Below are 22,621 nucleotides of genomic sequence, written 5' to 3' on the forward strand. Positions count from 1 at the left end.
CCGCGGCGTTTGCGACCGGGGGCCGGCGGCCCGCACGGGTTGGGGGCCCGCCCCCCCCCGGGGGGCCCCCCGGCCCCCCGGGGGGGGGCGGGGCCCCCCCGCCGGGGGGGGGGGCCCGCCGCCGTTTCGCGTTGCGCGGGGGCATGCTCGATCGCATGTTCACCGGCCGACTGGATCTTCCCGAGTCGAAAACCGGGACAGATGCCTGCAAACTGACCAGGCCGGGATCTTCTCGGCTCCTGCGGGGAGGAGGTAGGAGTGCGCGCGAGGCCGAGCCGAGCCGTATCCGTGCTGGTCACGTCCGTGATCCTGACCGGACTCCTGGTCCCCGGAGCCGCTGCGCAGCCCGTGGGGGAGGAGCCCGCACCCGGCCCCGAGGTCGTGGCCCCCGCCGTCGTGGAGCTCGCCGACATCCCCGCCGAACCCCCCGCGCAGCCCGCACGGCCCGCCGGGGGCGAGCTCTTCGGCGCGGACTGCGACACCGTCATCCACGGCTCGCAGGTGTCGGCGTACTGCCACAACGCCTACCCGGAGACCGACCTCGTACGGCTGCACGTCGAGTGCGACCGCTGGTGGGACGTGGACGGCGACGGCGTCGCCGTGGCCGTCGGCCCGGCCGGCCGGACCGAGCTCGTCGGCCGCTGCTGGAAAGAGGTCCGCTCGGCCTGGGTCAGCCACCGGCGCCCGTGAGCGGGGTGTCCTCCGCGTTCTTGCCGAGGCAGGCGAAGGGGTAACCGGCGGCCTCCGAGGCCGCCGAGTCCCCGTCGCCCCGCCGGATCGCCTCGATCAGCCGGGCGTGGTCCAGATGGGCGGAAGGGTGCAGCTCGGTCCCCACGTCCGCCCGCAGCCAGTCGGCCACCAGGTCGCCGAGGTCCGCGTACAGCTCGATCAGCACGTCGTTGTGCGAGGCGGTCACCACCGCCATGTGCAGACTCACGTCCGCCGCCACGAAGACCTCCGCGTCCCCGCCCGCCCAGGCCTCCTCCCGGCGCGCCAGCAGGGCGTCCAGCTGTACGAGGTCCCGCTCGGTGCGCCGCTCCGCCGCCAGCCGGGCCGCCGAGGACTCCAGCGTCGAACGCAGCTCGGCGATGTGCCGCGGCTCGGCCCCGGCGAAGCGGCGGTGCATCACGCCGGCCAGCTCGCTGGTGGCGATGACGTACGTCCCCGAGCCCTGCCGGATGTCGAGGAGGCCGTTGTGCGCCAGCGCCCGCACGGCCTCGCGCACCGTGTTGCGGGCGACCCCGAGCAGCTCGACGAGCTCCGGCTCGGTCGGGATGCGGGCGCCGACCGGCCACTCGCCGGAGGTGATCTGGTTCCGCAGCTGGGCGATCACCTGATCGACGAGTGCGGAGCGCCGGGGCGAGGTCAGCGGCATGGGTTCCTCTCAGGAGCGGCTTCACGGGACTTCGACGGACCACAAGGTACTTCGAGAGGCTCACGAGCGATTGGACAACCAATCATCCCATGATTCTATGATGGTTGAATGCCCGACGAAGAAATCCGGACCATGAACCGCCCACCGGTCGTGCACACCGCCCCTGACCAGCACCTTCCCGCCCCCGCCCAGGCCGCCCCCACCTGGCTGGGCCCGGTGCTCATCGTCGGCATCGTGCTGGCCGCCCTCAACCTGCGGCCCGCCATCACCAGCCTCGGCGCCCTCTTCGAGGAGACCCGCACCGGTCTCGGCATGAGCGGCACCGTCGCCGGACTGATCACCTCCGTCCCCGCCCTCTGCTTCGCCGTCTTCGGCGTCACCGCACCCCGGCTCTCCCGCCGCTTCGGCCCGGCCGCCGTCGTCTGCGCGGGCATGGCCGCGGTCGCCACCGGCCTGCTGATGCGCCCCTTCGCCACCGGCGCCGTCGGCTTCCTCGCCGCCAGCGCCCTGTCGCTGGCCGGCATAGCCGTCACCAACGTGCTGCTCCCGGTGATCGTCAAGCGCTACTTCCCGGACAAGGTCGGCACCATGACCGGCCTGTACTCCATGTCCCTGGCCGCCGGCACCTCGCTCGCCGCCGCCGCGACCGTCCCGCTCACCGGCGCCCTCGGCGGCAGCTGGCGCGCAGGCCTGCTGATCTGGGCCGTGCTCGCCCTGCTCGCCGTACTGCCCTGGCTGCCCGTCGCCCGCGCCTCCCGGCGTGCCGACCGGGCCGGGGTCGCCGGCCGCGTCGGCTCCGGGGCCGGCCCGCGCGTCGTCCGCAGCCGTACCGCCTGGGCCCTGGCCTGCTACTTCGGCCTCCAGGCCACCGGCGCGTACATCACCATGGGCTGGCTCCCGCAGATCTTCCGCGACGCCGGGGTCTCCGCCTCCACGGCCGGAGTGCTCCTCGCCGTCACCATGGTCATGGGCGTCCCGCTCGCCTTCGTCATCCCCGGCCTCGCCGCCCGGATGAAGAACCAGGGAGCCATCGCCGTCACCCTCGGCGTCTTCGGCCTCACCGGCTACCTCGGCCTCTACTTCGCCCCCGCCGCCGGAGCCTGGGCCTGGGCGCTCCTGCTCGGCATCTCCAACTGCGCCTTCCCCCTCGTCATCACCCTCATCGGGCTGCGCGCCAAGTCCCCGGCCGGCGTGGTCAAGCTCTCCGCCTTCGCCCAGAGCACCGGCTACCTCATCTCCATCCCCGGCCCCCTCCTCATCGGCGCCCTCTACCAGCACAGCGGCGGCTGGGACCTGCCGCTCGCCCTGATGGCCGGACTGCTCGTACCGCAGATCGTGCTGGGCATCCTCGCCGGACGGGACCGCACGATCGAGGACGAATGCGGCGTGGGAGACTGACCGGCATGTCGCCCGTACTTGAACCGAACCCGCAGAACGGCCGCAAGAAGCTCGGCCTCGTGCTCGGCGCGTTCCTCGCCGTGACCGTGATCATCTCCGTGATCGCCACCATCGCCTCCCCCTGAGCGCCGTGTCCCCGTGAGGGCGGACACCCGGGGAGGGTGGGGCTAACCCCACCACCCCTAGGGGGTCAGGCTCAGGGTGAAGTGGGGTGTGCCCCGGATGGGAACCACGGCCCCGGATCCATAGATTCGCAGGCAGCGAGTCAGTCCGGTCCACACCCACGGAGGCGGCCATGTCGGCCCCCACGCACATCAGGCCCCTCCCGCCGGGCCCCTCCGGCCCCCGGGCCCGCACCACCACCGCCGCCGGCACCCGGCTGCACTGGTGGGCACTGGCCCTGCCCGCCCTCGCCTTCGGGCTCCTGCTGCTGCTCCTCGCCGGATCGGGTGAGGCCCACGCGGCCACCGGCGAGGTCTCGGGCCTCGTCCAGGTCGCAGAGCAGCTCCTGCGCGCCGTCGGCTGACCTCCCGCGCGCCCCTCACCCAGGCGTGAGCCCCCCAACACCCACCGCCCCGTGGCTCGTTTCGTGCGAAGCTGGGAGTCATGAGCGCCGACACACCCCGCAGGATCGCCCTCCTCCGGCACGCCAAGGCCGACTGGCCCGAGGTGTCCGACCACGATCGACCGCTCGCGGAACGAGGCCGCAAGGACGCGCCGGCCGTCGGTCTGAAGCTCGCCGAAACCGGCATCGTCTTCGACCTGGCCCTGTGCTCCACCGCCGCCCGCACCCGAGAGACCTGGAAGCTCGCCGTCCAGGAGATGCCGCACCGGCCGAAGACCCACTACGAGGAGAGGCTCTACGACGCCTCGCTGGGGGAGCTCATCGCCCTGCTCAACGAGACCTCCGACGAGGTCTCCGACCTCCTCGTCATCGGGCACAACCCCGGCATGCACGCCCTCGCCGACGCCCTCTCGGGGCGCGCGGAGGGCGAGACCCTGACGCGTATGACCCGTACGGGCTTCCCGACCGCGGCCCTGGCCGTGGTCTCCTTCACCGGATCGTGGAAGTCGGTGGAACACGGCGTGGGCACCCTGCTCGACTACTGGACCCCCAAGGGCCTCTGACCGGCGGTCCCAGGACACCGACGGGCCCCGGCGGCCGCATCGGCTGCCGGGGCCCGTTCGCGCGCGTCGGGGTCGGAACTCAGGCCAGGTCGGCGGCCTCGATCTCCTCGCGGGTGATCCCGAGCAGGTACAGCACCGCGTCGAGGAAGGGCACGTTCACCGCGGTGTGCGCGGCCTCGCGGACCACCGGCTTGGCGTTGAAGGCCACGCCCAGCCCGGCCGCGTTCAGCATGTCCAGGTCGTTGGCGCCGTCGCCGATGGCCACCGTCTGGGACAGCGGTACGTCGGCCTCCGCGGCGAAGCGGCGCAGCAGCCGGGCCTTGCCCGCCCGGTCCACGATCTCGCCGGTGACCTTGCCCGTCAGCTTCCCGTCGACGATCTCCAGGGTGTTGGCGGAGGCGAAGTCCAGCCCCAGCCGTTCCCGCAGATCGTCCGTCACCTGGGTGAATCCGCCGGAGACCACACCCACCTGGTAGCCGAGCCGCTTGAGCGTGCGGATCAGGGTCCGCGCGCCCGGGGTCAGCTGCACCTCGGCGCGGACCTTGTCCACGACGGACGCGTCCAGACCCGCGAGCAGCGCCACCCGGGCGTGCAGCGACTGTTCGAAGTCCAGCTCACCGCGCATGGCCCGCTCGGTGACCTCGGCGACCTCGGCCTCGCACCCGGCGTGCGCCGCGAACAGCTCGATGACCTCGTCCTGGATGAGGGTCGAGTCCACGTCCATGACGACCAGGCGCTGGGCCCGCCGGTGCAGTCCGGCCGAGACCACGGCCACGTCCACGCCGATGTGCGCGGAGGCGGTGGCCAGCGCGGTGCGCAGCGGCTCCGTCTCGACGCCGGAGACGGCGAACTCCACCGCCGTCACCGGGTACTTGGCGAGCCGGAAAATACGGTCGATGTTGCCGCCGGTTTCGGTGATCCGGGCGGCGATCGCAGCCGTGGACTCGGCGGTGAGGGGGTGCCCGAGCACGGTGACATGCGAGCGGCCGCTGCCGCGCGGCCGGTTGTCACCGGTACCGGAGAGGATCTCGGCCTGCATCTTGAGGGATTCGGCCCAGCTGTGGACGGTGGCCCGCAGGTCGCCCTCGGCTCCGCCGGCGGGCTTGGTGACGAGGGCGCACAGGACGATGCGGCCACGGGTGACGACCTGCTCGATGTCGACGACGTCGACGGAGTAGGCGGCGAGGGTGTCGAACAGCCCGGCGGTGATCCCGGGACGGTCCTTGCCGAAGATCTTGACGAGGAGGGTGGGGACGTCGGAGGTCTGCGATGCGCTCATGGTGCCCTCACCGTATCTTCCCGACCCGGGCCCCAGGACCCCCGTCCCACCTCTTGAACCGTCGCGCCGACCGAGGGAGCCGCCCGCCGACTCCCGTGGCGTTCGGGGAACGGGGTCCGTGGCGGAGCCACGCGCAACGGTGGAAGGGCGGGCTGGGCGGACGGCTCCGCACGGCGGCGCCGCCTCAGCGCGGTGGCGTCGGCGGGTGCGGAGGCTTGGGCGGAGGCGGCGGACCTCCCGGCGGGGAAGGCGGGGTGAAGGGTTCCCTGCGGCGCGGCCCCGGCGAACTGGACGGCCCCGACGCCCGCGGTGACCTGGGCGACCAGGGCGGGACACCGGTCACGGTCACGTCCCAGGAGCCGTCCGCCTCTCCGCCCCCGGCGGGCCGCGGTCCACCCGGGGGCCCGCCGTACGGTCCGGCCCCGGGGTACGGGGCCGTGGGCCTTCCGGGGGCGGGCCACCCCGGGGCGGACCCCGGCGGGCCGGCCGGCCGGGGGAGGGCCGGCCGCCGCCGGGGAGCCAGAGCCGCACCCGCCGCCCCGGCCACCGCCCCCCAGAGCGCGCCCAGCAGCAGCGCGTACAGGACGTCCCCCCGCAGCTCCACCCCCGCGTCCACCGCGTCCAGACCCGGCACCGCGAGCGACGTTCCCCCAGCCGAGAACCCCGTCAGCCACACCAGCACCGCCAGGGCCACCCCGGTACAGGCCGACAGCCGCGCCGCGCACCCCCGGATCCCGCGCCCCGGCGTCCGTACGGCCGCCAGCACGCCCGCGTAGAGCAGCAGCAGGGCCGCCCCCGCGACCAGCAGCCAGACCCGCTCGTCGTACTCCGCGAGACGGGCCACCGTCACCGGCTCCCGAGCGGACAGCGCCGGCAGATCGTCCAGCGGATCGGGCAGCAGCCGGGCCGGAGCCCCCGTGACCCGGCCGCGCACCGGCACGAACAAACCCAGCAGCACCCCCAGCCAGCTCCCGTTCGGCGCCCCCAGCAGCGCCCCGCCCAGCACCCGCCGCGGCTGGTCGTCGCCCAGCGCCGCCCACACCGCCGCGGCCCACCCGGCCGCCACCGCGACGAGCAGCATCGCCACCACCGCCGAGACGGCCGGGCGCAGCCGGGCCAGAGCCGCCGGCCCGCGCCGCGAGGCCAGCAGCGCGAGCGCCAGTACGGCGAGCACCCACACCCCCGCGCCCAGCAGGGTCGGCCCGAGCTCCACCGAGAACGCCACCCGCGTCCGGGTCTCGATCAGGTCCCCGATGCGATCCGGGAGCAGCCCGCCGATGTCCCCGATCCCCGGGATCTCGACCTTCGCGGGGGTCCTCGGCAGCGGCAGCGCCCCGTCGAGGGTGACCACGTCGTGCCCGGCCCACGCCAGCCCGCCCGCCGTCGCCACGAACAGCGCCCCGAGGGCCACCACCCTGGCCGCCGTCTCCCCGTGGCCCGCCCCGGCCCGGAGGGAACGCAGGAACAGCGACGCCAGGACCAGCGCCCCGGCCAGCGACACCCCCAAGGGCATGACGTCCAGGGAGGTTTCGGCCCCCGCAACGGTGACTCCGAGGACCGAGACGTCACCCGAGGGGGTCACGGTTCCACCGACCGCGAGGACCACCGTGGCGGCCGTCATCGCGCCGAGCGAGCCTCTCGCGGCGTCGGAGGCGTCGGCGCCCAGCAGGTGCAGCCCGAGTCTGGCCACCCCCGCCATCACGATCAGGGACCAGCCCACGGCGGCGACGGCGGACAACAGCACGTCCCCCCAACGGATGCGGCGCATATGCTGAACCCCCGATGCCTACCGAGCGGTACGCGACGGGACCACCGGGCGAGAAGTCCCGTATCTCACTCTCCGGGTGACTTTCGACCCCGTCAACGGTCAGTCGTAGACGCCCCGGCAAGGCCCGGATTCCACATACGGCTGTAGGCCTGAAATAGTTCCCCCGGATGTTCGCCATCCCTAGACTCCCTGACGTCATGGGGGATTCTCGGGGGACTTAAGTGGGGCTGGAGTGCCGGAACTCGTACTGGAATTGAATGGAAGGACCTGGACGCTCGATCCGTCCAGGTCGTACTCGCTGGGGCGTGACCCCCAGGGAGACGTGGTGATCGACGATGCCCGGGTGTCGTGGCGGCATGCCACCATCACCTGGAACGGCCGGGGTTGGGGCATCGAGGACCACGGCAGCACCAACGGCACCTACGTGCACGGGGCCAGGGTCCAGCAGACCGAGCTCGTGCCCGGCACGCCGGTCCACCTCGGCAACGCGACGGACGGTCCGCGACTGAATCTGAGCGCCGCCGGCGCGGCCGCGCCGCAGCCGGCCGTGGCACAGCAGGCACAGCAGGCCCCGGCCCAGGCGTACGCCCAGCCGCAGGCCCCGGCCTACCAGGCCCCGCAGCAGCAGCCCCAGCACCAGGCCTGGGAACAGCAGCAGCACGCGCAGCACCAACCGCAGCAGCCGCAGGTCCACCTCCCGCACCAGCAGGGCGCCGCCGCTCCCCGCCCGGCGCAGGGCGCGGCCCCGGTCTACGGAGACCGCAGCCCGACGACGTTCCACCAGCTCTCGCTGGGCCACGTCATGCGGATCGGCCGTGCGCTGGAGAACGAGCTGGTGGTCTCCGACCTCCAGGTCTCCCGCCACCACGCCGAGTTCCGCTCGATGCCCGGCGGCCGCTTCGAGATCCACGACCTCGGCAGCCACAACGGCACCTACGTCAACGGTCAGCCGCTGGCGAAGTCCGGCACCGCGCTGCTGGGCCCGAACGACATCGTCGGCGTCGGCCACTCGACGTTCCGGATCGTCGGAGACCGCCTTGAGGAGTTCGTCGACACCGGCGAGGTCTCCTTCTCGGCCCGCCACCTCACGGTCACGGTCGACGGCGGCAAGCAGATCCTGCGGGACGTCACCTTCGGCGTCCCGGAGAAGTCGCTGATCGGCGTCATCGGCCCCTCCGGCTCCGGCAAGTCGACGCTGCTCAAGGCGCTGACCGGCTACCGCCCGGCCAACGAGGGCGATGTCCTCTACGACAACCGCAACCTGTACAAGCAGTTCGCGGAGCTCCGCCAGCGCATCGGCCTGGTCCCGCAGGACGACATCCTGCACAAGGAGCTGCGGGTCCGCACCGCCCTCAAGTACGCGGCCAAGCTCCGCTTCCCGGGCGACACCGCCGAGTCCGAGCGCGCCGCCCGCATCGACGAGGTGCTGCGCGAGCTCAAGCTCGACATCCACAAGGACAAGAAGATCACCGCGCTCTCCGGTGGCCAGCGCAAGCGCGTGTCCGTGGCCCTGGAGCTGCTCACCAAGCCCTCGCTGATCTTCCTGGACGAGCCGACCTCGGGCCTCGACCCGGGCATGGACCGCGACGTCATGCAGCTGCTGCGCGGCCTCGCCGACGACGGCCGCACGGTCCTCGTCGTCACCCACTCGGTCGCCGAGCTGGCCATCTGCGACAAGCTGCTGGTCATGGCCCCGGGCGGTTCCGTCGCGTACTTCGGCCCGCCGGACGAGGCGCTGAACTTCTTCGGCTACACCACGTGGGCGGACGTGTTCTCGGCCTTCGAGAACTACCGCGACTACGACTGGGCCGGCCGCTGGAAGGGCTCCCAGCACTACCAGCTGTACGCCGCCGACATCGACGCGGTCGCCCCGCAGTCCGTCGCGATGCCTCCGGCCCAGCAGATGCACCCGACCAAGCCGCAGGGCTGGGGCTCGCAGCTGTGGACGCTGATCCGCCGCTACGTCTCGGTGATCGCGTCGGACGTGGGCTTCCTGGCCCTGATGGTGCTCCTGCCGGCCGTCCTGGGCGTGGTCTCCACGGTGATCCCCGCGAAGTTCGGCCTCGCGCCGCCCGTCGCGCCCTCCCGCTTCAACGGCGACGCCGGCACGATCATGCTGATCCTCGCGGTCGGCATGTGCTTCTCGGGCGCCGCCAACTCGGTCCGTGAGCTGATCAAGGAACGGGTCATCTACGAGCGAGAACGCGCGACCGGCCTGTACCGGTCCGCGTACCTCATGTCGAAGGTGATCGTCCTCGGCGTCATCACGGCCATCCAGGGCGTGATCATCTGCGCCATCGGCTTCTTCCCGCGCGACCTGCCCACCGAGGGCCTGATCATGCCGCCGGCCGTCGAGATCTGCCTGTCGGTCATCGCGCTCGGCTTCACCTCGATGATGTTCGGCCTGGTGATCTCCTCGCTGGTGAAGACCGCCGAGAAGACCATGCCGCTGCTGGTCATGTTCGCGATCGTCCAGGTCGTCTTCACCGGCATCCTCTTCCAGGTCTACGACTCCCCGGGCCTGGAGCAGTTCGCCTGGCTGATGCCGTCCCGCTGGGCCATCGCCGCCGCCGGCACCACGCTGAACCTCGGCAAGCTCATGCCACCGTGGGACGCGGAGAACCCGACCAACACGGACCCGCTCTGGGACGCCACGATCGGCCAGTGGAGCCTGAACATCACCATCCTGCTGCTCATCGGCGTCGCCTGCGGCTTCGCGGTGCAGCGCCTGCTGCGCCGCCACGAGCCCGAGGTCATGCGCGCGGGCAAGTAGGGCGCGGGCGGGACGACCGCACGCACGGCCCGTGTGAACGCACGGCAAAACGCCTCAGGGCGGCATCCGGAAGTCCGGGTGCCGCCCTGAGGCGCATGGGGGGCTTGGGTACGCCGAGGCCTAGTAGGCGCTGTTGACGTTGTCCATGGAGCCGTAGCGGTCGGCCGCGTAGTTGCAGGCGGCGACGATGTTGGCGACCGGGTCGTACTGGTCGAACTTGGTGCCCTTGACGTGGTACGTCTTGAAGGTCGGGAGGATGACCTGGAGCAGACCCTTGCTGGGGATGCCGTTCTGGGCGTTGATGTCCCAGTTGTTGATCGCCATCGGGTTACCGCTGGACTCGCGCATGATGTTCTTGTGGATTCCGGCGTAGGTGCCCGGAATGCCCTCCTTCTTCATGATGAAGAGGGCTTCCTTGATCCAGCCGTCAAGGTTGTTCGCGAAGACCGGGGTGCGGGCGGCGGAACGGCTGGCGGCCGCCTTGTCCTCGCGGGCCTTCTTCGCGGCGGCCTCGGCCTTGGCCTTGGCGTCGGCGTCGGCCTTGATCTTGGCCGCAGCCTTCGCGTTCGCCTGGGCGATGACCTGCTGTGCGGAGAGGTTTCCGTGCAGCGCCTTCGTCTGCGCGCCGTTGACGGCCTGGGTCCAGGCGACGGGGGCGGCGGTGACCGTCTCGGCCTCGGCGGCGTCGGCCGGTACGAGGGAGAAGGCGACGGCGGCGGCGCTCAGCGTGGCGACACCGGCGATGGACAGCTTGTGTGCCTTCGTCAGACGACTGTGACCGGGGGTGCGGGAAGCAGACATGGCGGGGCAACCTCTTCGAATAGCGGGAGTCGCAGGAAGGCGCTTTGTGGATCCGGGGATCCGCGGTGCTGTGCGACGGGAGCAATTCTTAGCGGCGGCAAAATCCTGTGGCAAAGGTGTGACGTACGATCCTGCTTAGTGGATCACGCACGGGCGCCGAGACCCGATTTCGGGCCTCGGCGCTAGGTGGGACAGCACTGACGGGGTCTTTATCCGTCCACTAGGCAGCTTCGTAAGTGATGTGGGTCCTATGTGCGGGGTCACATCGGACATGTACCGATTTCACCGTGCGTTGCTGTCGCAATGCATATGGTCACGGCTCTCATCCTTGAGTAGCAGATGGACGTCCCCGAACTCATGCCAGAGGCAGAGCCGGGCCAGTGCCTCGGCATACCCGAGCCGTACGGCCGCCCGCCCCGCGACCGCCTCCAGCATCAGCAGATGGGACGCCTCGGGCTCGTGCAGTCCGGTCAGCAGCCCGTCCACCACCCGCACCCCACGCTCCGGAGTCACCACCAGATCGGTCCACCCGGCGGCCGGGCGCACCCGCCCCCGCGCGTCCACGGCCGATTCCAGGGCCCGTACCGCCGTGGTCCCCACCGCGATGACCCTCCCTCCGGCGGCCCGCGCGGCGTTCACCAGCCCCGCCGTCGTGGCGGACACCTCGTACCGCTCCGGGTACGGAGGCTCGTGCGCCTCCTGCGAGGCCACCCCCGTGTGCAGGACGAGCGGCGCGAACTGCACCCCCCGGCTCACCAGCCGCGCCACCAGCTCCGCCGTGAAGGGCCGGCCCGCGCTCGGCATCTCCGCCGAGCCCGCCCCGTCGGCGGCCGGCAGCGCGAACGCCGTCTGATAGGCCGAGACCGGCTGGTCCCGCTCCGTGTACGCGTACCGGATCGGCCGCCCGTACGCCCGCAGCAGCCCCGGCACCCCGCCCGGCGCGGGGGAGGGGCGCGCCCACCACAGCCGGTCCGCGCCCGCCGCCAGGGGCTCCTCCAGGGTGAGGCGGTGCCCGCCCGGCAGCTCCAGCACCGCCCCGGCGGGCCCCCCGGCCCGCGTCCGGGTCGTCCCGCCGCCGTCCGGGACGCGCAGCTCCACCGCCCAGCGGCTGTCGTCGCCCCGCGTCGAGAAGTGCACCACCAGGTCCTCGCCGCCCAGCCGGGCGTCCACCGCGGCGGCCAGCGTGGCCGAGGTGTTCACCACCAGGACGTCCCCGGCCCGCAGCAGCGCCGGCAGCTCCCGGAAGGCGTGCAGTGACACCCGCTCGCCGCCCTGGGACACCAGCAGCCGCACGGCGTCCCGCCCCAGCCCCGGCCCCCGCTGCTCGGCCGGAATCCGTGCCATCAATTGCGGCGGTATGTCCGTTATATATAGACCCTCCTCCTGCAGAGCCCGCCGCCCGCTCACCGCCCGCCCCCCGCGCCCGCCTCCAGGCCCGCCCCTACGGCCGCCTCCGGGCCCGCCCCTGAGCCCGCCTCCGCCGCCAGCTCCCGCGCCGTGTACCGCCCGCTCGGCAGCGCCCGCTCCACCAGCCTCAGCAGCGCCGGAGCCACCTCCTCCGGCGTCGGCAGCCCCACCAGGTCCTCGCCCGGCTCGGCCGCCGCCATCATCCGCGTCCGCATCGACCCCGGATCGGCCCACCACACCCGCAGCCCCGGCTCCTCCACCGCCAGCACGGCCGACATCAGGTCCCCCGCCGCCTTGGTCGCCCCGTACGCCCCCCACGTCGCGTACGCCACCACCGCCGCGTCCGAACTGATGTTCAGCACCGCCCCGGCCCGCGCCGCCCGCAACAACGGCAGCCCCTCCTGGACCAGCCCCAGCGGCCCCACCACATTGACCTCGAAGGCCTCCCGCAGCCCGTCCAGCGCATGCTCCGCCAGCGGCACCAACGGTTCGGCCCCGAGCGCCCCCGCGTTGTTCACCAGCAGATCCAGCCCGCCCAGCTCCCGCGCCGCCGCCACCAGCGCCGCCCGGTGCGCCGCCGAGGACACGTCCCCGGCCACCGCCACCACCCGCGCCCCAGGCGCCCGAGCCACCCCGGCCACGGTCTCCTCCAGCGCCGCCGCACCCCGCGCGCTCAGCACCAGGTCCCAGCCCCGCGCCGCCAGCTCCCCGGCCAGTGCCCGGCCGAGCCCCCTGGACGCCCCCGTCACGATCGCCACCGACATGACAGCACCCTCGCCTTCCGTCCCGATCAGCAGATGCCCCCAACCTAGGAACGGCCCACCCCCCACCGCGTCGGCCACGAGCCCCACCCCCGCAGGTCCCTTCGACCTACGTCCACGGCCCGATCCCGCAGGTCACGGCCGCGGGTACGGTGAGCCCATGACCGGTAGCCCCCCGCACGGCGGGCCCCCCAGCGGCCTGGCCGCCGTGAGCACCGCACTGCTCGCCATGAGCCGCCGCCTGGAGGTCCGCGACGTCCTGCGCACGATCGTCGTGTCCGCCCGCGAACTCCTGGACGCCGAGTACGCGGCCCTGGGCGTCCCGGACGACCACGGCGGCTTCGCCCAGTTCGTCGTGGACGGCATCAGCCCCGAGCAGTGGCGCCGCATCGGCCCGCTGCCCCGTCAGCACGGCATCCTCGCGGCGATGCTCCACGAGGGAGGCCCCGAGCGCCTGGCCGACGTACGCGAGGACCCGCGCTTCGAAGGCTGGCCGGCCGCCCACCCGGAGATGTCCGACTTCCTCGGCATGCCCGTGCGCGACGGCGAGGAGACCCTGGGTGCCCTCTTCCTCGCGAACAAACGAGGCCCTCGCGGCTTCAGCGACGAGGACCAGGAACTCCTCTCCCTCCTCGCCCAGCACGCGGCCATCGCCCTCACCAACGCCCATCTCTACGAGCGCAGCCGCGAGCTCACCATCGCCGAGGAGCGCTCCCGGCTCGCCCACGAGCTGCACGACGCCGTCAGCCAGAAGCTCTTCTCGCTCCGCCTCACCGCCCAGGCCGCCGCCGCCCTCGTCGACCGCGACCCGGCCCGGGCCAAGGACGAGCTCCAGCAGGTGGCCGCCCTGGCGGCGGAGGCCGCCGACGAACTGCGCGCCGCGGTGACCGAGCTCCGCCCGGCCGCCCTGGACGAGGACGGACTGGTCGCCACCCTCCGTACGCACGTCCACGTCCTCGACCGCGCCCACACCGCGCACGTCACCTTCGCGTGTGACGGGGTACGGGCCCTGCCCGCGACCCAGGAGGAAGCCCTGCTCCGCGTCGCCCAGGAGGCCCTGCACAACGCCCTGCGCCACTCGGCCGGCGACCGCGTCGAGGTCACCCTGGCCCGGACGCCCGCCGGGGGCGCGGTGCTCAGGGTCCTCGACACCGGCAAGGGCTTCGACCCCCGGACCGTCCGCAGGGCGGGCCGTCATCTGGGCCTGGTCTCCATGCGGGACCGCGCGAGCGGCGTCGGCGGCCGGCTCACCGTGCACTCGGAGCCCGGTCGGGGCACCACGATCGAGATGGAGGTCCCCGGTGGCTGACAGCACCGGCCGGAGCGGCAGTGGCGGCAGCGGCGGCAACGGTATTCGGGTCCTGCTGGTCGACGACCACCAGGTGGTCCGGCGGGGCCTGCGCACCTTCCTGGAGGTCCAGGAGGACATCGAGGTGGTCGGCGAGGCCTCCGACGGCGAGGAGGGCATCGCCCGCGCCGAGGAGCTGGGGCCCGACGTGATCCTGATGGACATCAAGATGCCGGGCACCGACGGCATCGAGGCGCTGCGCAGGCTGCGCGCGCTGGCGAACCCGGCCCGGGTACTGATCGTCACCAGCTTCACCGAGCAGCGGACCGTGGTCCCGGCCCTCCGGGCCGGTGCGGCGGGATACGTCTACAAGGACATCGACCCGGACGCGCTGGCCGGAGCCATCCGCTCCGTCCACGCGGGCCACGTGCTCCTCCAGCCGGAGGTGGCCCTCGCCCTGCTCTCCCAGGACGAGCAGGGCTCCCCGGCGGGCCGGCCCGGCTCGCTGACCGACCGCGAACGAGAGGTCCTGGGCCTGATCGCCGACGGCCGCTCCAACCGCGAGATCGCACGCGCCCTGGTCCTGTCCGAGAAGACGGTCAAGACCCACGTCTCGAACATCCTGATGAAGCTGGACCTTTCCGACCGGACCCAGGCCGCATTGTGGGCGGTCAGGCACGGAATCGCCGAGTGATCGGAGCTAAATCGGATCGTCTCGTTCCGGACTGAGATTCATACGGTCGGGTGTATGTAGCCCACATGGCGTATCCCGATGGCGGGCCGGCCGTTCTCCAAGGCGTGCCGCGACGGCTGGTCGCGGCAGACGTACTGGAGGACGAGAACGTGAAGAACTTCAAGAAGGCCGCAGCCGTCACCATGATCGCGGGCGGCCTCCTCGCCGCCGGCGCCGGTGTCTCCTCGGCGCACGGCGGTGCGTCGGCGGAGGGCGAGGCCCTGAACTCGCCCGGCGTGGCCTCCGGGAACCAGGTCCAGGTCCCCGTGCACATCCCGGCGAACGTGGTCGGCAACACCGTCAACGTGATCGGCCTGCTCAACGGCGCCTTCGGCAACACCGGCGTCAACGCCTGACCCGCCCCACCCCGACCCCGCTTCCCCACCTCTCCCTGGGAAGCGGGGTTCTCCCTTGTTCCCCGCCAAGTCAGCCCCGCCGGCGTTTGAGGCGCGGGTGTGGGGCGGAGCCCCACAAAGCCCGGCGCAGCCGGGGCCGCCCGCGCAGCGGCGCCGCACCCACGCCCCGGCCCCGGCCCCGGGGGGTCACCCCCGCTCGCGCGCCTCGACGGCCGAGTTGTACGCCGCGACCAGCGCCCGCCGGGCAACCCGCTCGACCGGCCGCAGCGCCTCCGCCCGCGCCGCCATCTCCGAGGCGGCCACCGCGCCCCCGTGCCCGTTCTCGTACGCCAGCGACACCATCAGGTCCACCCGCTGCGCCAGCGCCAGCACCCGCACGGCCCGCGCCGGATATCCCGGCGCCAGCGCCTCCCGCCCGGCCTCCGCCCGCGCCCGGTACGCCGACAGCGCGGCCTCCGCGACCGGCCCCGACCCCGCCACGTCCAGCCGGGTCAGCACCTCGGTCGCCTCGCGCAGCGCCTCCGCCAGCTCCCGCTCCGCCTCGCCCAGCGAGGGCACGTCCGCCGGCGGGGCCTCCCGTACCGGCAGCACGTGCCAGGTCACCGACACGTGCACGTCCCCGGCCGGCCCGACCTCCGACACCTCCGGCACCAGACCCAGCGCCGCCCCCACGGCGACGACCGCCTCCTCCGCCTCCAGGGCGCGCGCGTTGAACTCCGGCGGCCCGCTCAGCCCCAGCGGATGCCCCGGCGCCGGCAGCGCCACCCGCAGCCCCGTCACCCCCAGGGCCCGCAGCCGGCCGAGCGCCAGGGTGAGCCCGACGGGGCCCGTCTCACCCGGCAGCCCCTCCACCCGGTGCACGGCGTCCTCGCCCACGATCGACAACACGGCCTCGTCGGGCGAGACCAGACCGGCCAGCAGTGCGTTCCCCCAGGCGGCCAAGCGCCCTGAACGTGGTTCGAAAAGCATCCCCCTACTTTACGGATCGGCCCCGGCACCGGGCCCCGGCCCCGGAGCCCGCTCCGAGTGGCGTAGGTTTTCCCCTGGGGCTGCGTCTACCGGCGCACAGAGAGCCGAACCGTGACTGCAAGGGGTGACAACACGCTCATGAGCGATGTTCTGGAGCTGGTGGACGTATCCGTGGTCCGCGAGGGCCGGGCTCTGGTGGACCAGGTCTCCTGGTCGGTGAAGGAGGGGGAGCGCTGGGTGATCCTCGGCCCCAACGGCGCCGGCAAGACCACTCTGCTGAACCTCGCCTCCAGCTACCTCTTCCCCACCAAGGGCAGCGCCACCATCCTCGGCAGCACCCTCGGCAAGGTGGACGTCTTCGAGCTGCGCCCCCGCATCGGTGTCGCCGGCATCGCGATGGCCGACAAGCTGCCCAAGCGGCAGACCGTCCTGCAGACCGTCCTCACCGCCGCCTACGGCATGACGGCGACCTGGCAGGAGGAGTACGAGGACGTCGACGAGCAGCGCGCCCGCGCCTTCCTCGACCGCCTCGGCATGACCGAATACCTCGACCGCAAGTTCGGCACCCTCTCCGAGGGCGAGCGCAAGCGCACGCTGATCGCCCGCGCCCTGATGACCGACCCCGAGCTGCTGCTCCTCGACGAGCCCGCCGCCGGTCTGGACCTCGGCGGCCGCGAGGACCTCGTACGCCGCCTCGGCCGCCTGGCCCGCGACCCGCTCGCCCCGTCGATGGTCATGGTCACGCACCACGTCGAGGAGATCGCCCCCGGCTTCACCCACGTCCTGATGATCCGTCAGGGCAAGGTCGTCACCGCGGGCCCGATCGACCTCGAACTGACCTCCCGCAACCTCTCCCTCTGCTTCGGCCTCCCGCTGGTCGTCGAGCGCAACGGAGCCGACCGCTGGACCGCCCAGGGCCTCCCGCTCGGCTAGGCCGTCTCCTGGGCCCGTCCCTCACGTCTGTTACGGGCCTCCGCACCCTGTCCCGACCGCGCCCACCCGACCTACCATGACCATGTGGACATCGACGCGTGGGTGTGGTGGCTCATCGGCGCGGTCGGACTGGGCATCCCCCTCGTCCTGACCGCCATGCCGGAGTTCGGCATGTTCGCAGTCGGCGCGGTCGCGGCCGCCGTCACGGCTGCCGTCGGCGGGGGAGTGGTGGCGCAGGTCCTGGTCTTCGTGATCGTGTCGGTCGCGCTCATCGCCGTCGTACGCCCCATCGCCAACCGGCACCGCACCCAGCGCCCCCAACACCGCAGCGGCATCGACGCGTTGAGGGGCAGATCCGCCGTCGTCCTGGAACGGGTCGACGGCAGCGGCGGCCGCATCAAGCTCGCCGGCGAGGTCTGGTCCGCGCGCACCCTCGACGCCGACACCAGCTTCGAACCCGGACAGTCCGTCGACGTGGTGGAGATCGACGGGGCGACCGCCGTCGTCATGTGACAACCAGCCTGCTCGCGGCCCCAGGGTCTGCGAGACTCCGATCAACGGGGCAGCACAGACAGCCGGAAGGGCACGGGGAACCGCATGCAACCGATCATCATCGTCCTGATCATTCTGGTGGTTCTGGTCTTCATCGCACTGGTCAAGACGATCCAGGTGATCCCGCAGGCCAGCGCCGCCATCGTCGAGCGGTTCGGCCGCTACACCCGCACCCTCAACGCGGGCCTCAACATCGTCGTCCCGTTCATCGACTCGATCCGCAACCGGATCGACCTCCGCGAGCAGGTCGTTCCGTTCCCGCCGCAGCCCGTCATCACCCAGGACAACCTGGTCGTCAACATCGACACCGTCATCTACTACCAGGTGACCGACGCCCGGGCCGCGACCTACGAAGTGGCCAGCTACATCCAGGCCATCGAGCAGCTCACCGTCACCACGCTCCGCAACATCATCGGCGGCATGGACCTTGAGCGGACCCTCACCTCCCGCGAGGAGATCAACGCGGCCCTGCGCGGAGTCCTCGACGAGGCCACCGGCAAGTGGGGCATCCGCGTCAACCGCGTCGAGCTCAAGGCCATCGAGCCGCCGACCTCCATCCAGGACTCGATGGAGAAGCAGATGCGCGCGGACCGCGACAAGCGCGCCGCGATCCTCCAGGCCGAAGGTGTCCGGCAGTCCGAGATCCTCCGCGCCGAGGGTGAGAAGCAGTCCTCCATCCTGCGCGCCGAAGGTGACGCCAAGGCCGCAGCACTGCGCGCCGAGGGTGAGGCACAGGCCATCCGCACGGTCTTCGAGTCCATCCACGCCGGCGACGCCGACCAGAAGCTCCTCGCCTACCAGTACCTCCAGATGCTCCCGAAGATCGCCGAAGGCGACGCCAACAAGCTCTGGATCGTGCCGAGCGAGATCGGCGACGCCCTCAAGGGCCTCTCCGGTGCCATGGGCAACTTCGGCCCCATGGGTGGCGGTTCGGGCTTCAACCCGGGCGGCGCCGGCAAGGACGGCGGCGGCATCCCGGCCGCGCGGGACAAGGACGGCGCGGACCGACGCGAACAGCCCCCCATCGACTGATCCGCCATCCCCTTCCTGCATGATCAGTGAGGCCCCTCGACCTTCATGGCGGGGAGGCGACTCACTCATGCAAAGGGGATGGCACCGTCCATGTCCATCTGGGAATCACTCGCTGTCTTCGCCGCCGGCATCGGCGCGGGCACGATCAACACCATCGTCGGCTCCGGCACCCTGATCACCTTCCCGGTGCTGCTCGCCACCGGCCTGCCCCCGGTCACCGCCAACGTGTCCAACACCCTCGGCCTGGTGCCCGGTTCGATCAGCGGAGCCATCGGCTACCGCAAGGAGCTCCAGGGCCAGCGCGCCCGCATCCTGCGGCTCGGCTCCGTGTCCCTCGTCGGCGGCCTCGCGGGCGCGATCCTGCTCCTCACCCTGCCGTCCGAGTCCTTCGACACGATCGTGCCCGTCCTGATCGCACTGGCCCTGGTCCTCGTCGTCCTCCAGCCCCGGCTCGCCGCCGCGCTGCGCCGGCGCCAGGAAGCCGCCGGAGGCGACACCGGCCACCCCGACGGGGGACCGGCCCTGCTCGGCGGCATGCTGCTCTCCAGCGCGTACGGCGGCTACTTCGGCGCCGCCCAGGGCGTGCTCTACCTCGGCCTGATGGGCCTGCTGCTCCGTGAAGACCTGCAACGCATCAACGCCGTCAAGAACGTCATCGCCGCTCTGGTGAACGGCATCGCGGCCGTCGTCTTCCTCTTCGTCGCCGAGTTCGACTGGACGGCCGTCGTCCTCATCGCCGTCGGCTCCACGATCGGCGGCCAGATCGGCGCCAAGGTCGGCCGCCGCCTCTCGCCCACCGTCCTGCGCGCGGTCATCGTGACGGTCGGTGTCATCGCCATCGTCCAACTGCTCGTCAGCTGAGCGACGTAGAAGAACTACGCCGCCCAGCGCGACCGTCTCCACCGAACGCGGGGGATCCGCCTAGGCGGAACGCTCCAGCCACTCCGGGAGCGCCTCCCGCCCGGCCACCCCCAGGGCCAGCAGCATCGCGTCGGCCGGCGACGGCACGAAAGGCCTCCGGAGGAGCGGCATCCCCGCCTCCTCCGGAGTCCGCGCCGCCTTGCGGTGGTTGTCCTCGGCGCAGGACGCCACGGTGTTCAGCCAGGTGTCCCCACCCCCCTGGGCCCGCGGCAGTACGTGGTCCACGGTCGTCGCGCGCTTCCCGCAGTACGCGCAACGGTGCTGGTCCCGGACCAGCACCCCCCTCCGTGACCAGGGAGCATGTCTTCGGAAGGGCACCCGGACGTACCTGCAGAGCCTGATCACCCGGGGCATCGGAAGATCCATGGTGGCCGCGCGCACACGCAGCTCGGGGTGCGACTGTTCGACGACGGCCTTGTCCTGGAGCACCAGAACCACGGCCCGGTTCAGAGTCACTGTCGACAGCGGCTCGAAGCTCGCATTCAGCACCAGCGTGTCCCGCATCTCGCCCACCTCCCGTGTGCAGGCCCGCGACCACCCTGGCGGCAGGGCCCGCAACCACTCTGGCCGCGCGCGCCACGCGGGACAACGCAATAAAAATGCCCGGTCCTGGCCTTCTTTAGACCAGGACCGGGCGAACGCTCGGGAAACGATCAGCGCGCGGCGGGCGCCTCGTACTCGGCGACGAGCTGCGCACGCCCCAGGGCGTGGAACCGCAGATGGAATCCGACGACCGCCGGCGACGAGTCCTCATCCGGGCCGAGCTGCTCCCGGTCCACCGCGTACACGGTGAACACGTAGCGGTGCCGCTCCCCGCGCGGCGGGGCCGCGCCGCCGAAGTCCCTCGTGCCGTAGTCGTTCCGCGCGTGCACAGCCCCCTCCGGCAGGCCCGCGAAGTCTCCGGTGCCCGCCCCGGCCGGCAGCTCGGTCATCGAAACGGGCAGGTCGAAGAGCACCCAGTGCCAGAACCCGCTGCCTGTGGGCGCGTCCGGGTCGAAGCAGGTCACGGCGAAGCTCTTCGTCCCCTCGGGAAAACCCTCCCAGCGCAGGTGGGGCGAGACGTTCTTCCCCGTGAGGACCTGCGCGGCGTGCAGGTCGGCTCCATGGGAGACGTCCTCGCTCGTCAAGGTGAAGGTCGCGACCTCGGGGTGGAAGTCGTGCGGAAGGGGCGCCCTGGTCTGCTCTGACACTGCTGAACCTCCGGAAGGGGGAGACATCGGACCGCGCCCGCGGTGTACGGACGCGGTCGCGAGCCTAGAACCAGTTGCGCTGCGAACCGACGCTGGCGATCCACTGGTTCAGGTACGCCGCCCAGTCCGTGCTCTGGTACGACTGCAGCCCCACCTGGAAGCAGCGGTAGGTGTCACTGCCCTCGGTGAACAGACCGGGCTTCTTGTCCATCTCAAGAACGACGTCCATCTCCCGGCCGTCCGAGATGAAGGTGAGCTCGACCTGGTGCAGCCCGCGGTACTGCGACGGCGGCAGGAACTCGATCTCCTGGTAGAAGGGCAGCGACTGGCGCGTCCCACGGATGTGCCCGCGCTCCATGTCCGCGCTGCGGAACGTGAAGCCGAGCTGCCGGAAGGCATCGAGGATCGCCTGCTGCGCCGGCACCGGGTGCACGTTGATCGCGTCGAGGTCGCCCGCGTCCACCGCGCGCGCGATCTCCAGCTCGGTGCTGACCCCGATGTTCATCCCGTGCAGGTGCTGACCCCCGAAGTGGGTGATCGGCGTCTCCCAGGGGATCTCCAGCCCGAACGGCACCACGTGCAGTGCGCCGGGCTGCACCTTGAAGGCACCGCCCAGACGCTGCTTGGTGAAGACGATGTCCTGCTTGTACTCCTGGTCGCCGCCCTCGACCTCGACCCGCGCCTGCAGCCCGACGGACAGCCCCTCGATCTGCTGCTCCACGGATCCACCCTGGATCCGTACCTCGCCCTGGACGATCCCACCGGGCACGACGTTCGGCTCGGTGATGATCGTGTCCACCGAAGCACCACCGGCGCCCAGGCTCGCGAACAGCTTCTTGAAGCCCATGCTCTAACTCCCCTTGAAAGGATCTGGCGACTACGCCGCGACTACCCCGTACCAACGCGGAACCTTAGGCCCCGGTTCCAGGTGGACGCGTTCCACTACGCTCGACCGGATGAGCGCGCGCCCTGACCGTACGCCCCTGCCCAGGTCCTTCTTCGACCGCCCGGTCCTCAGCGTGGCCCCGGACCTCCTGGGCCGCACCCTCGTCCGCCGCACCACGGACGGCCCCCTTGAACTGCGCATCACGGAGGTCGAGGCGTACGAGGGGGAGACCGACCCCGGCTCCCACGCCTACCGTGGTCGCACCGCCCGCAACGCGTCGATGTTCGGTCCACCCGGACATGCGTACGTCTACTTCATCTACGGCATGTGGTTCAGCCTCAACCTGGTGTGCGGTCCCCCGGGCCACGCGAGCGGAGTGCTGCTGCGCGCGGGCGAGGTCACGGAGGGCGCCGATCTGGCCGCCAAACGTCGAGTTTCAGCCAGAAGCCCGAGGGAACTGGCCAAAGGCCCGGCCCGCCTGGCCACGGCCCTGGACGTGGACCGCTCCCTCGACGGCACCGACCTCTGCGCGGGCCCCGATTCCCCCTTGTCCCTCCTCACGGGCACCCCCACCTCGGCGGACCTGGTGAGCAGCGGCCCGCGCACGGGAGTGGGCGGAGCCGGCGCGGCTCACCCGTACCGCTTCTGGGTCACCCACGACCCGACGGTGAGCCCGTACCGCGCCCACGCACCACGCCGCCGCTCAACTTGACTCGGCCCTGCCGGACGCCTAACGTAGCCCGAGCCGCTTGAACGGGCACTGCTGTCGGCAGACACCCAGAGCGGCCAACCCAACACCTACGACTTACCCCTGGCGGGGTCCTATTCGGCATGCCCGAATTCCTGGCCAGTGGCTCGATTATGAGCCGCAAGGGATAAGCGCTAAAGTGGTGGAACGCCGAAAGGCAAAGACCCCCAACGGTCGCCGAATTCAAATCCACCGCCGGAAACGGCGCGGAAATGATCTGGTAGAGTTGGAAACGCAAGAACAGAACGAAAGCCCGGAGGAAAGCCCGAAAGGGTGAGTACAAAGGAAGCGTCCGTTCCTTGAGAACTCAACAGCGTGCCAAA

25 protein-coding genes are annotated in these 22,621 nt (G+C 71.9%); 14 read left to right on the forward strand and 11 right to left on the reverse strand.

Annotated elements, in window-relative coordinates; all coding sequences use genetic code 11:
* The first annotated feature begins 258 nt into the window (after positions 1–258).
* A complete protein-coding gene (locus ACFY0D_RS33815; protein ID WP_390801745.1) occupies positions 259–690 on the forward strand; it encodes a hypothetical protein in 432 nt (143 codons plus the stop codon).
* Here the strand turns inward: ACFY0D_RS33815 and ACFY0D_RS33820 are convergent.
* Entirely contained in the window at positions 671–1,375 is a 705-nt protein-coding gene (locus tag ACFY0D_RS33820) for a FadR/GntR family transcriptional regulator (RefSeq protein WP_390801746.1), read from the reverse strand. The genes ACFY0D_RS33815 and ACFY0D_RS33820 overlap by 20 nt on opposite strands.
* Before the next feature lie 108 nt (positions 1,376–1,483).
* Between ACFY0D_RS33820 and ACFY0D_RS33825 the strand changes: the two genes are divergently transcribed.
* The 4 genes from ACFY0D_RS33825 (at position 1,484) to ACFY0D_RS33840 (ending at position 3,901) form a co-directional block, all read left to right on the forward strand.
* A complete protein-coding gene (locus tag ACFY0D_RS33825; RefSeq protein WP_390801747.1) occupies positions 1,484–2,773 on the forward strand; it encodes a CynX/NimT family MFS transporter in 1,290 nt (429 codons plus the stop codon).
* Positions 2,774–2,778: 5 nt separating this feature from the next.
* Positions 2,779–2,898, forward strand: coding sequence for an SGM_5486 family transporter-associated protein (locus ACFY0D_RS33830; RefSeq protein ID WP_252120216.1), 120 nt, complete (start codon positions 2,779–2,781; stop codon positions 2,896–2,898).
* Between the two features lie 170 nt (positions 2,899–3,068).
* A complete protein-coding gene (locus ACFY0D_RS33835) occupies positions 3,069–3,299 on the forward strand; it encodes a hypothetical protein (protein WP_390801748.1) in 231 nt (76 codons plus the stop codon).
* Between the two features lie 80 nt (positions 3,300–3,379).
* A complete protein-coding gene (locus ACFY0D_RS33840) occupies positions 3,380–3,901 on the forward strand; it encodes a histidine phosphatase family protein (RefSeq protein ID WP_030012236.1) in 522 nt (173 codons plus the stop codon).
* A gap of 79 nt (positions 3,902–3,980) precedes the next feature.
* Here ACFY0D_RS33840 and serB read toward each other — a convergent pair whose 3' ends face one another.
* The gene (gene serB / locus ACFY0D_RS33845; RefSeq protein WP_030773088.1) at positions 3,981–5,180 is read right to left on the reverse strand and encodes a phosphoserine phosphatase SerB; all 1,200 of its coding nucleotides are present in this window, start codon (positions 5,178–5,180) and stop codon (positions 3,981–3,983) included.
* 184 nt (positions 5,181–5,364) lie between these two features.
* A complete protein-coding gene (locus ACFY0D_RS33850) occupies positions 5,365–6,948 on the reverse strand; it encodes a streptophobe family protein (RefSeq protein ID WP_390801749.1) in 1,584 nt (527 codons plus the stop codon).
* 253 nt (positions 6,949–7,201) lie between these two features.
* Here ACFY0D_RS33850 and ACFY0D_RS33855 point away from each other — a divergent pair, with 253 nt between their 5' ends.
* Positions 7,202–9,721 carry an FHA domain-containing protein gene (locus ACFY0D_RS33855; RefSeq protein ID WP_390801759.1) on the forward strand — a complete coding sequence of 840 codons (2,520 nt, stop codon included), beginning with the start codon at positions 7,202–7,204 and terminating at the stop codon, positions 9,719–9,721.
* 120 nt (positions 9,722–9,841) lie between these two features.
* Here the strand turns inward: ACFY0D_RS33855 and ACFY0D_RS33860 are convergent, their stop codons facing one another.
* From ACFY0D_RS33860 to ACFY0D_RS33870, 3 genes are all read right to left on the reverse strand, one after another.
* Entirely contained in the window at positions 9,842–10,522 is a 681-nt protein-coding gene (locus ACFY0D_RS33860; RefSeq protein ID WP_390801750.1) for a transglycosylase SLT domain-containing protein, read from the reverse strand.
* A 282-nt stretch (positions 10,523–10,804) separates the two neighbouring features.
* Positions 10,805–11,866, reverse strand: coding sequence for an S-adenosylmethionine:tRNA ribosyltransferase-isomerase (locus ACFY0D_RS33865; protein WP_390801751.1), 1,062 nt, complete (start codon positions 11,864–11,866; stop codon positions 10,805–10,807).
* 59 nt (positions 11,867–11,925) lie between these two features.
* Positions 11,926–12,693 carry an SDR family NAD(P)-dependent oxidoreductase gene (locus ACFY0D_RS33870; protein ID WP_390801752.1) on the reverse strand — a complete coding sequence of 256 codons (768 nt, stop codon included), beginning with the start codon at positions 12,691–12,693 and terminating at the stop codon, positions 11,926–11,928.
* Positions 12,694–12,850: 157 nt separating this feature from the next.
* Between ACFY0D_RS33870 and ACFY0D_RS33875 the strand changes: the two genes are divergently transcribed.
* The 3 genes from ACFY0D_RS33875 (at position 12,851) to ACFY0D_RS33885 (ending at position 15,067) form a co-directional block, all read left to right on the forward strand.
* Entirely contained in the window at positions 12,851–13,999 is a 1,149-nt protein-coding gene (locus tag ACFY0D_RS33875) for a GAF domain-containing sensor histidine kinase (RefSeq protein ID WP_390801753.1), read from the forward strand.
* Positions 13,992–14,672: a response regulator gene (locus ACFY0D_RS33880; protein ID WP_390801754.1), complete on the forward strand. Its 681-nt coding sequence runs from the start codon at positions 13,992–13,994 to the stop codon at positions 14,670–14,672. The genes ACFY0D_RS33875 and ACFY0D_RS33880 overlap by 8 nt, the downstream gene beginning before the upstream one ends.
* Before the next feature lie 149 nt (positions 14,673–14,821).
* Positions 14,822–15,067 carry a chaplin gene (locus ACFY0D_RS33885; RefSeq protein ID WP_390801760.1) on the forward strand — a complete coding sequence of 82 codons (246 nt, stop codon included), beginning with the start codon at positions 14,822–14,824 and terminating at the stop codon, positions 15,065–15,067.
* Positions 15,068–15,253: 186 nt separating this feature from the next.
* On the opposite strand, the gene ACFY0D_RS33890 is transcribed toward ACFY0D_RS33885, so the two are convergent.
* Entirely contained in the window at positions 15,254–16,036 is a 783-nt protein-coding gene (locus ACFY0D_RS33890) for a hypothetical protein (RefSeq protein WP_390801755.1), read from the reverse strand.
* A 138-nt stretch (positions 16,037–16,174) separates the two neighbouring features.
* On the opposite strand from ACFY0D_RS33890, the gene ACFY0D_RS33895 reads away from it, so the two are divergent.
* The 4 genes from ACFY0D_RS33895 to ACFY0D_RS33910 all read left to right on the forward strand — a co-directional run bounded on the left by ACFY0D_RS33895 (position 16,175) and on the right by ACFY0D_RS33910 (position 19,414).
* Positions 16,175–16,969 carry an ABC transporter ATP-binding protein gene (locus tag ACFY0D_RS33895; protein ID WP_030386460.1) on the forward strand — a complete coding sequence of 265 codons (795 nt, stop codon included), beginning with the start codon at positions 16,175–16,177 and terminating at the stop codon, positions 16,967–16,969.
* 84 nt (positions 16,970–17,053) lie between these two features.
* Positions 17,054–17,482 carry an NfeD family protein gene (locus ACFY0D_RS33900; protein ID WP_301372001.1) on the forward strand — a complete coding sequence of 143 codons (429 nt, stop codon included), beginning with the start codon at positions 17,054–17,056 and terminating at the stop codon, positions 17,480–17,482.
* Between the two features lie 84 nt (positions 17,483–17,566).
* Positions 17,567–18,553, forward strand: a complete 987-nt coding sequence (locus ACFY0D_RS33905) for an SPFH domain-containing protein (protein WP_351154286.1) — start codon at positions 17,567–17,569, stop codon at positions 18,551–18,553.
* A 90-nt stretch (positions 18,554–18,643) separates the two neighbouring features.
* Positions 18,644–19,414: a sulfite exporter TauE/SafE family protein gene (locus ACFY0D_RS33910; protein ID WP_301372003.1), complete on the forward strand. Its 771-nt coding sequence runs from the start codon at positions 18,644–18,646 to the stop codon at positions 19,412–19,414.
* Positions 19,415–19,474: 60 nt separating this feature from the next.
* Here the strand turns inward: ACFY0D_RS33910 and ACFY0D_RS33915 are convergent, their stop codons facing one another.
* From ACFY0D_RS33915 to ACFY0D_RS33925, 3 genes are all read right to left on the reverse strand, one after another.
* Positions 19,475–19,978, reverse strand: coding sequence for an HNH endonuclease (locus tag ACFY0D_RS33915; protein WP_301372004.1), 504 nt, complete (start codon positions 19,976–19,978; stop codon positions 19,475–19,477).
* Between the two features lie 149 nt (positions 19,979–20,127).
* Complete coding sequence (locus ACFY0D_RS33920) at positions 20,128–20,664, reverse strand: YbhB/YbcL family Raf kinase inhibitor-like protein (protein WP_390801756.1); 537 nt, start codon at positions 20,662–20,664, stop codon at positions 20,128–20,130.
* Between the two features lie 64 nt (positions 20,665–20,728).
* Positions 20,729–21,511, reverse strand: a complete 783-nt coding sequence (locus tag ACFY0D_RS33925) for a sporulation protein (protein ID WP_301372007.1) — start codon at positions 21,509–21,511, stop codon at positions 20,729–20,731.
* A gap of 109 nt (positions 21,512–21,620) precedes the next feature.
* On the opposite strand from ACFY0D_RS33925, the gene ACFY0D_RS33930 reads away from it, so the two are divergent.
* Complete coding sequence (locus ACFY0D_RS33930) at positions 21,621–22,262, forward strand: DNA-3-methyladenine glycosylase (RefSeq protein WP_390801757.1); 642 nt, start codon at positions 21,621–21,623, stop codon at positions 22,260–22,262.
* Positions 22,263–22,432: 170 nt separating this feature from the next.
* Here ACFY0D_RS33930 and ACFY0D_RS33935 read toward each other — a convergent pair.
* The coding region (locus tag ACFY0D_RS33935) for a hypothetical protein (protein ID WP_352335609.1) at positions 22,433–22,621 on the reverse strand (189 nt) is incomplete at its 5' end.

The organism is Streptomyces sp. NPDC001502 (assembly GCF_042894785.1).
In the GTDB taxonomy this organism is placed as follows: domain Bacteria; phylum Actinomycetota; class Actinomycetes; order Streptomycetales; family Streptomycetaceae; genus Streptomyces; species Streptomyces kutzneri.

Bases quoted from the DNA above. Each gene is read 5' to 3' on its own strand.
- ACFY0D_RS33910 (WP_301372003.1), top strand. From the start codon at position 18,644: ATGTCCATCTGGGAATCACTCGCTGTCTTCGCCGCCGGCATCGGCGCG.
- ACFY0D_RS33925 (WP_301372007.1), bottom strand. From the start codon at position 21,511: ATGGGCTTCAAGAAGCTGTTCGCGAGCCTGGGCGCCGGTGGTGCTTCG.
- ACFY0D_RS33830 (WP_252120216.1), top strand. From the start codon at position 2,779: ATGTCGCCCGTACTTGAACCGAACCCGCAGAACGGCCGCAAGAAGCTC.
- ACFY0D_RS33825 (WP_390801747.1), top strand. From the start codon at position 1,484: ATGCCCGACGAAGAAATCCGGACCATGAACCGCCCACCGGTCGTGCAC.
- ACFY0D_RS33820 (WP_390801746.1), bottom strand. From the start codon at position 1,375: ATGCCGCTGACCTCGCCCCGGCGCTCCGCACTCGTCGATCAGGTGATC.
- ACFY0D_RS33850 (WP_390801749.1), bottom strand. From the start codon at position 6,948: ATGCGCCGCATCCGTTGGGGGGACGTGCTGTTGTCCGCCGTCGCCGCC.
- ACFY0D_RS33870 (WP_390801752.1), bottom strand. From the start codon at position 12,693: ATGTCGGTGGCGATCGTGACGGGGGCGTCCAGGGGGCTCGGCCGGGCA.
- ACFY0D_RS33840 (WP_030012236.1), top strand. From the start codon at position 3,380: ATGAGCGCCGACACACCCCGCAGGATCGCCCTCCTCCGGCACGCCAAG.
- ACFY0D_RS33895 (WP_030386460.1), top strand. From the start codon at position 16,175: ATGAGCGATGTTCTGGAGCTGGTGGACGTATCCGTGGTCCGCGAGGGC.
- ACFY0D_RS33835 (WP_390801748.1), top strand. From the start codon at position 3,069: ATGTCGGCCCCCACGCACATCAGGCCCCTCCCGCCGGGCCCCTCCGGC.
- serB (WP_030773088.1), bottom strand. From the start codon at position 5,180: ATGAGCGCATCGCAGACCTCCGACGTCCCCACCCTCCTCGTCAAGATC.
- ACFY0D_RS33915 (WP_301372004.1), bottom strand. From the start codon at position 19,978: ATGCGGGACACGCTGGTGCTGAATGCGAGCTTCGAGCCGCTGTCGACA.
- ACFY0D_RS33890 (WP_390801755.1), bottom strand. From the start codon at position 16,036: ATGCTTTTCGAACCACGTTCAGGGCGCTTGGCCGCCTGGGGGAACGCA.
- ACFY0D_RS33860 (WP_390801750.1), bottom strand. From the start codon at position 10,522: ATGTCTGCTTCCCGCACCCCCGGTCACAGTCGTCTGACGAAGGCACAC.
- ACFY0D_RS33905 (WP_351154286.1), top strand. From the start codon at position 17,567: ATGCAACCGATCATCATCGTCCTGATCATTCTGGTGGTTCTGGTCTTC.
- ACFY0D_RS33865 (WP_390801751.1), bottom strand. From the start codon at position 11,866: ATGGCACGGATTCCGGCCGAGCAGCGGGGGCCGGGGCTGGGGCGGGAC.
- ACFY0D_RS33875 (WP_390801753.1), top strand. From the start codon at position 12,851: ATGACCGGTAGCCCCCCGCACGGCGGGCCCCCCAGCGGCCTGGCCGCC.
- ACFY0D_RS33930 (WP_390801757.1), top strand. From the start codon at position 21,621: ATGAGCGCGCGCCCTGACCGTACGCCCCTGCCCAGGTCCTTCTTCGAC.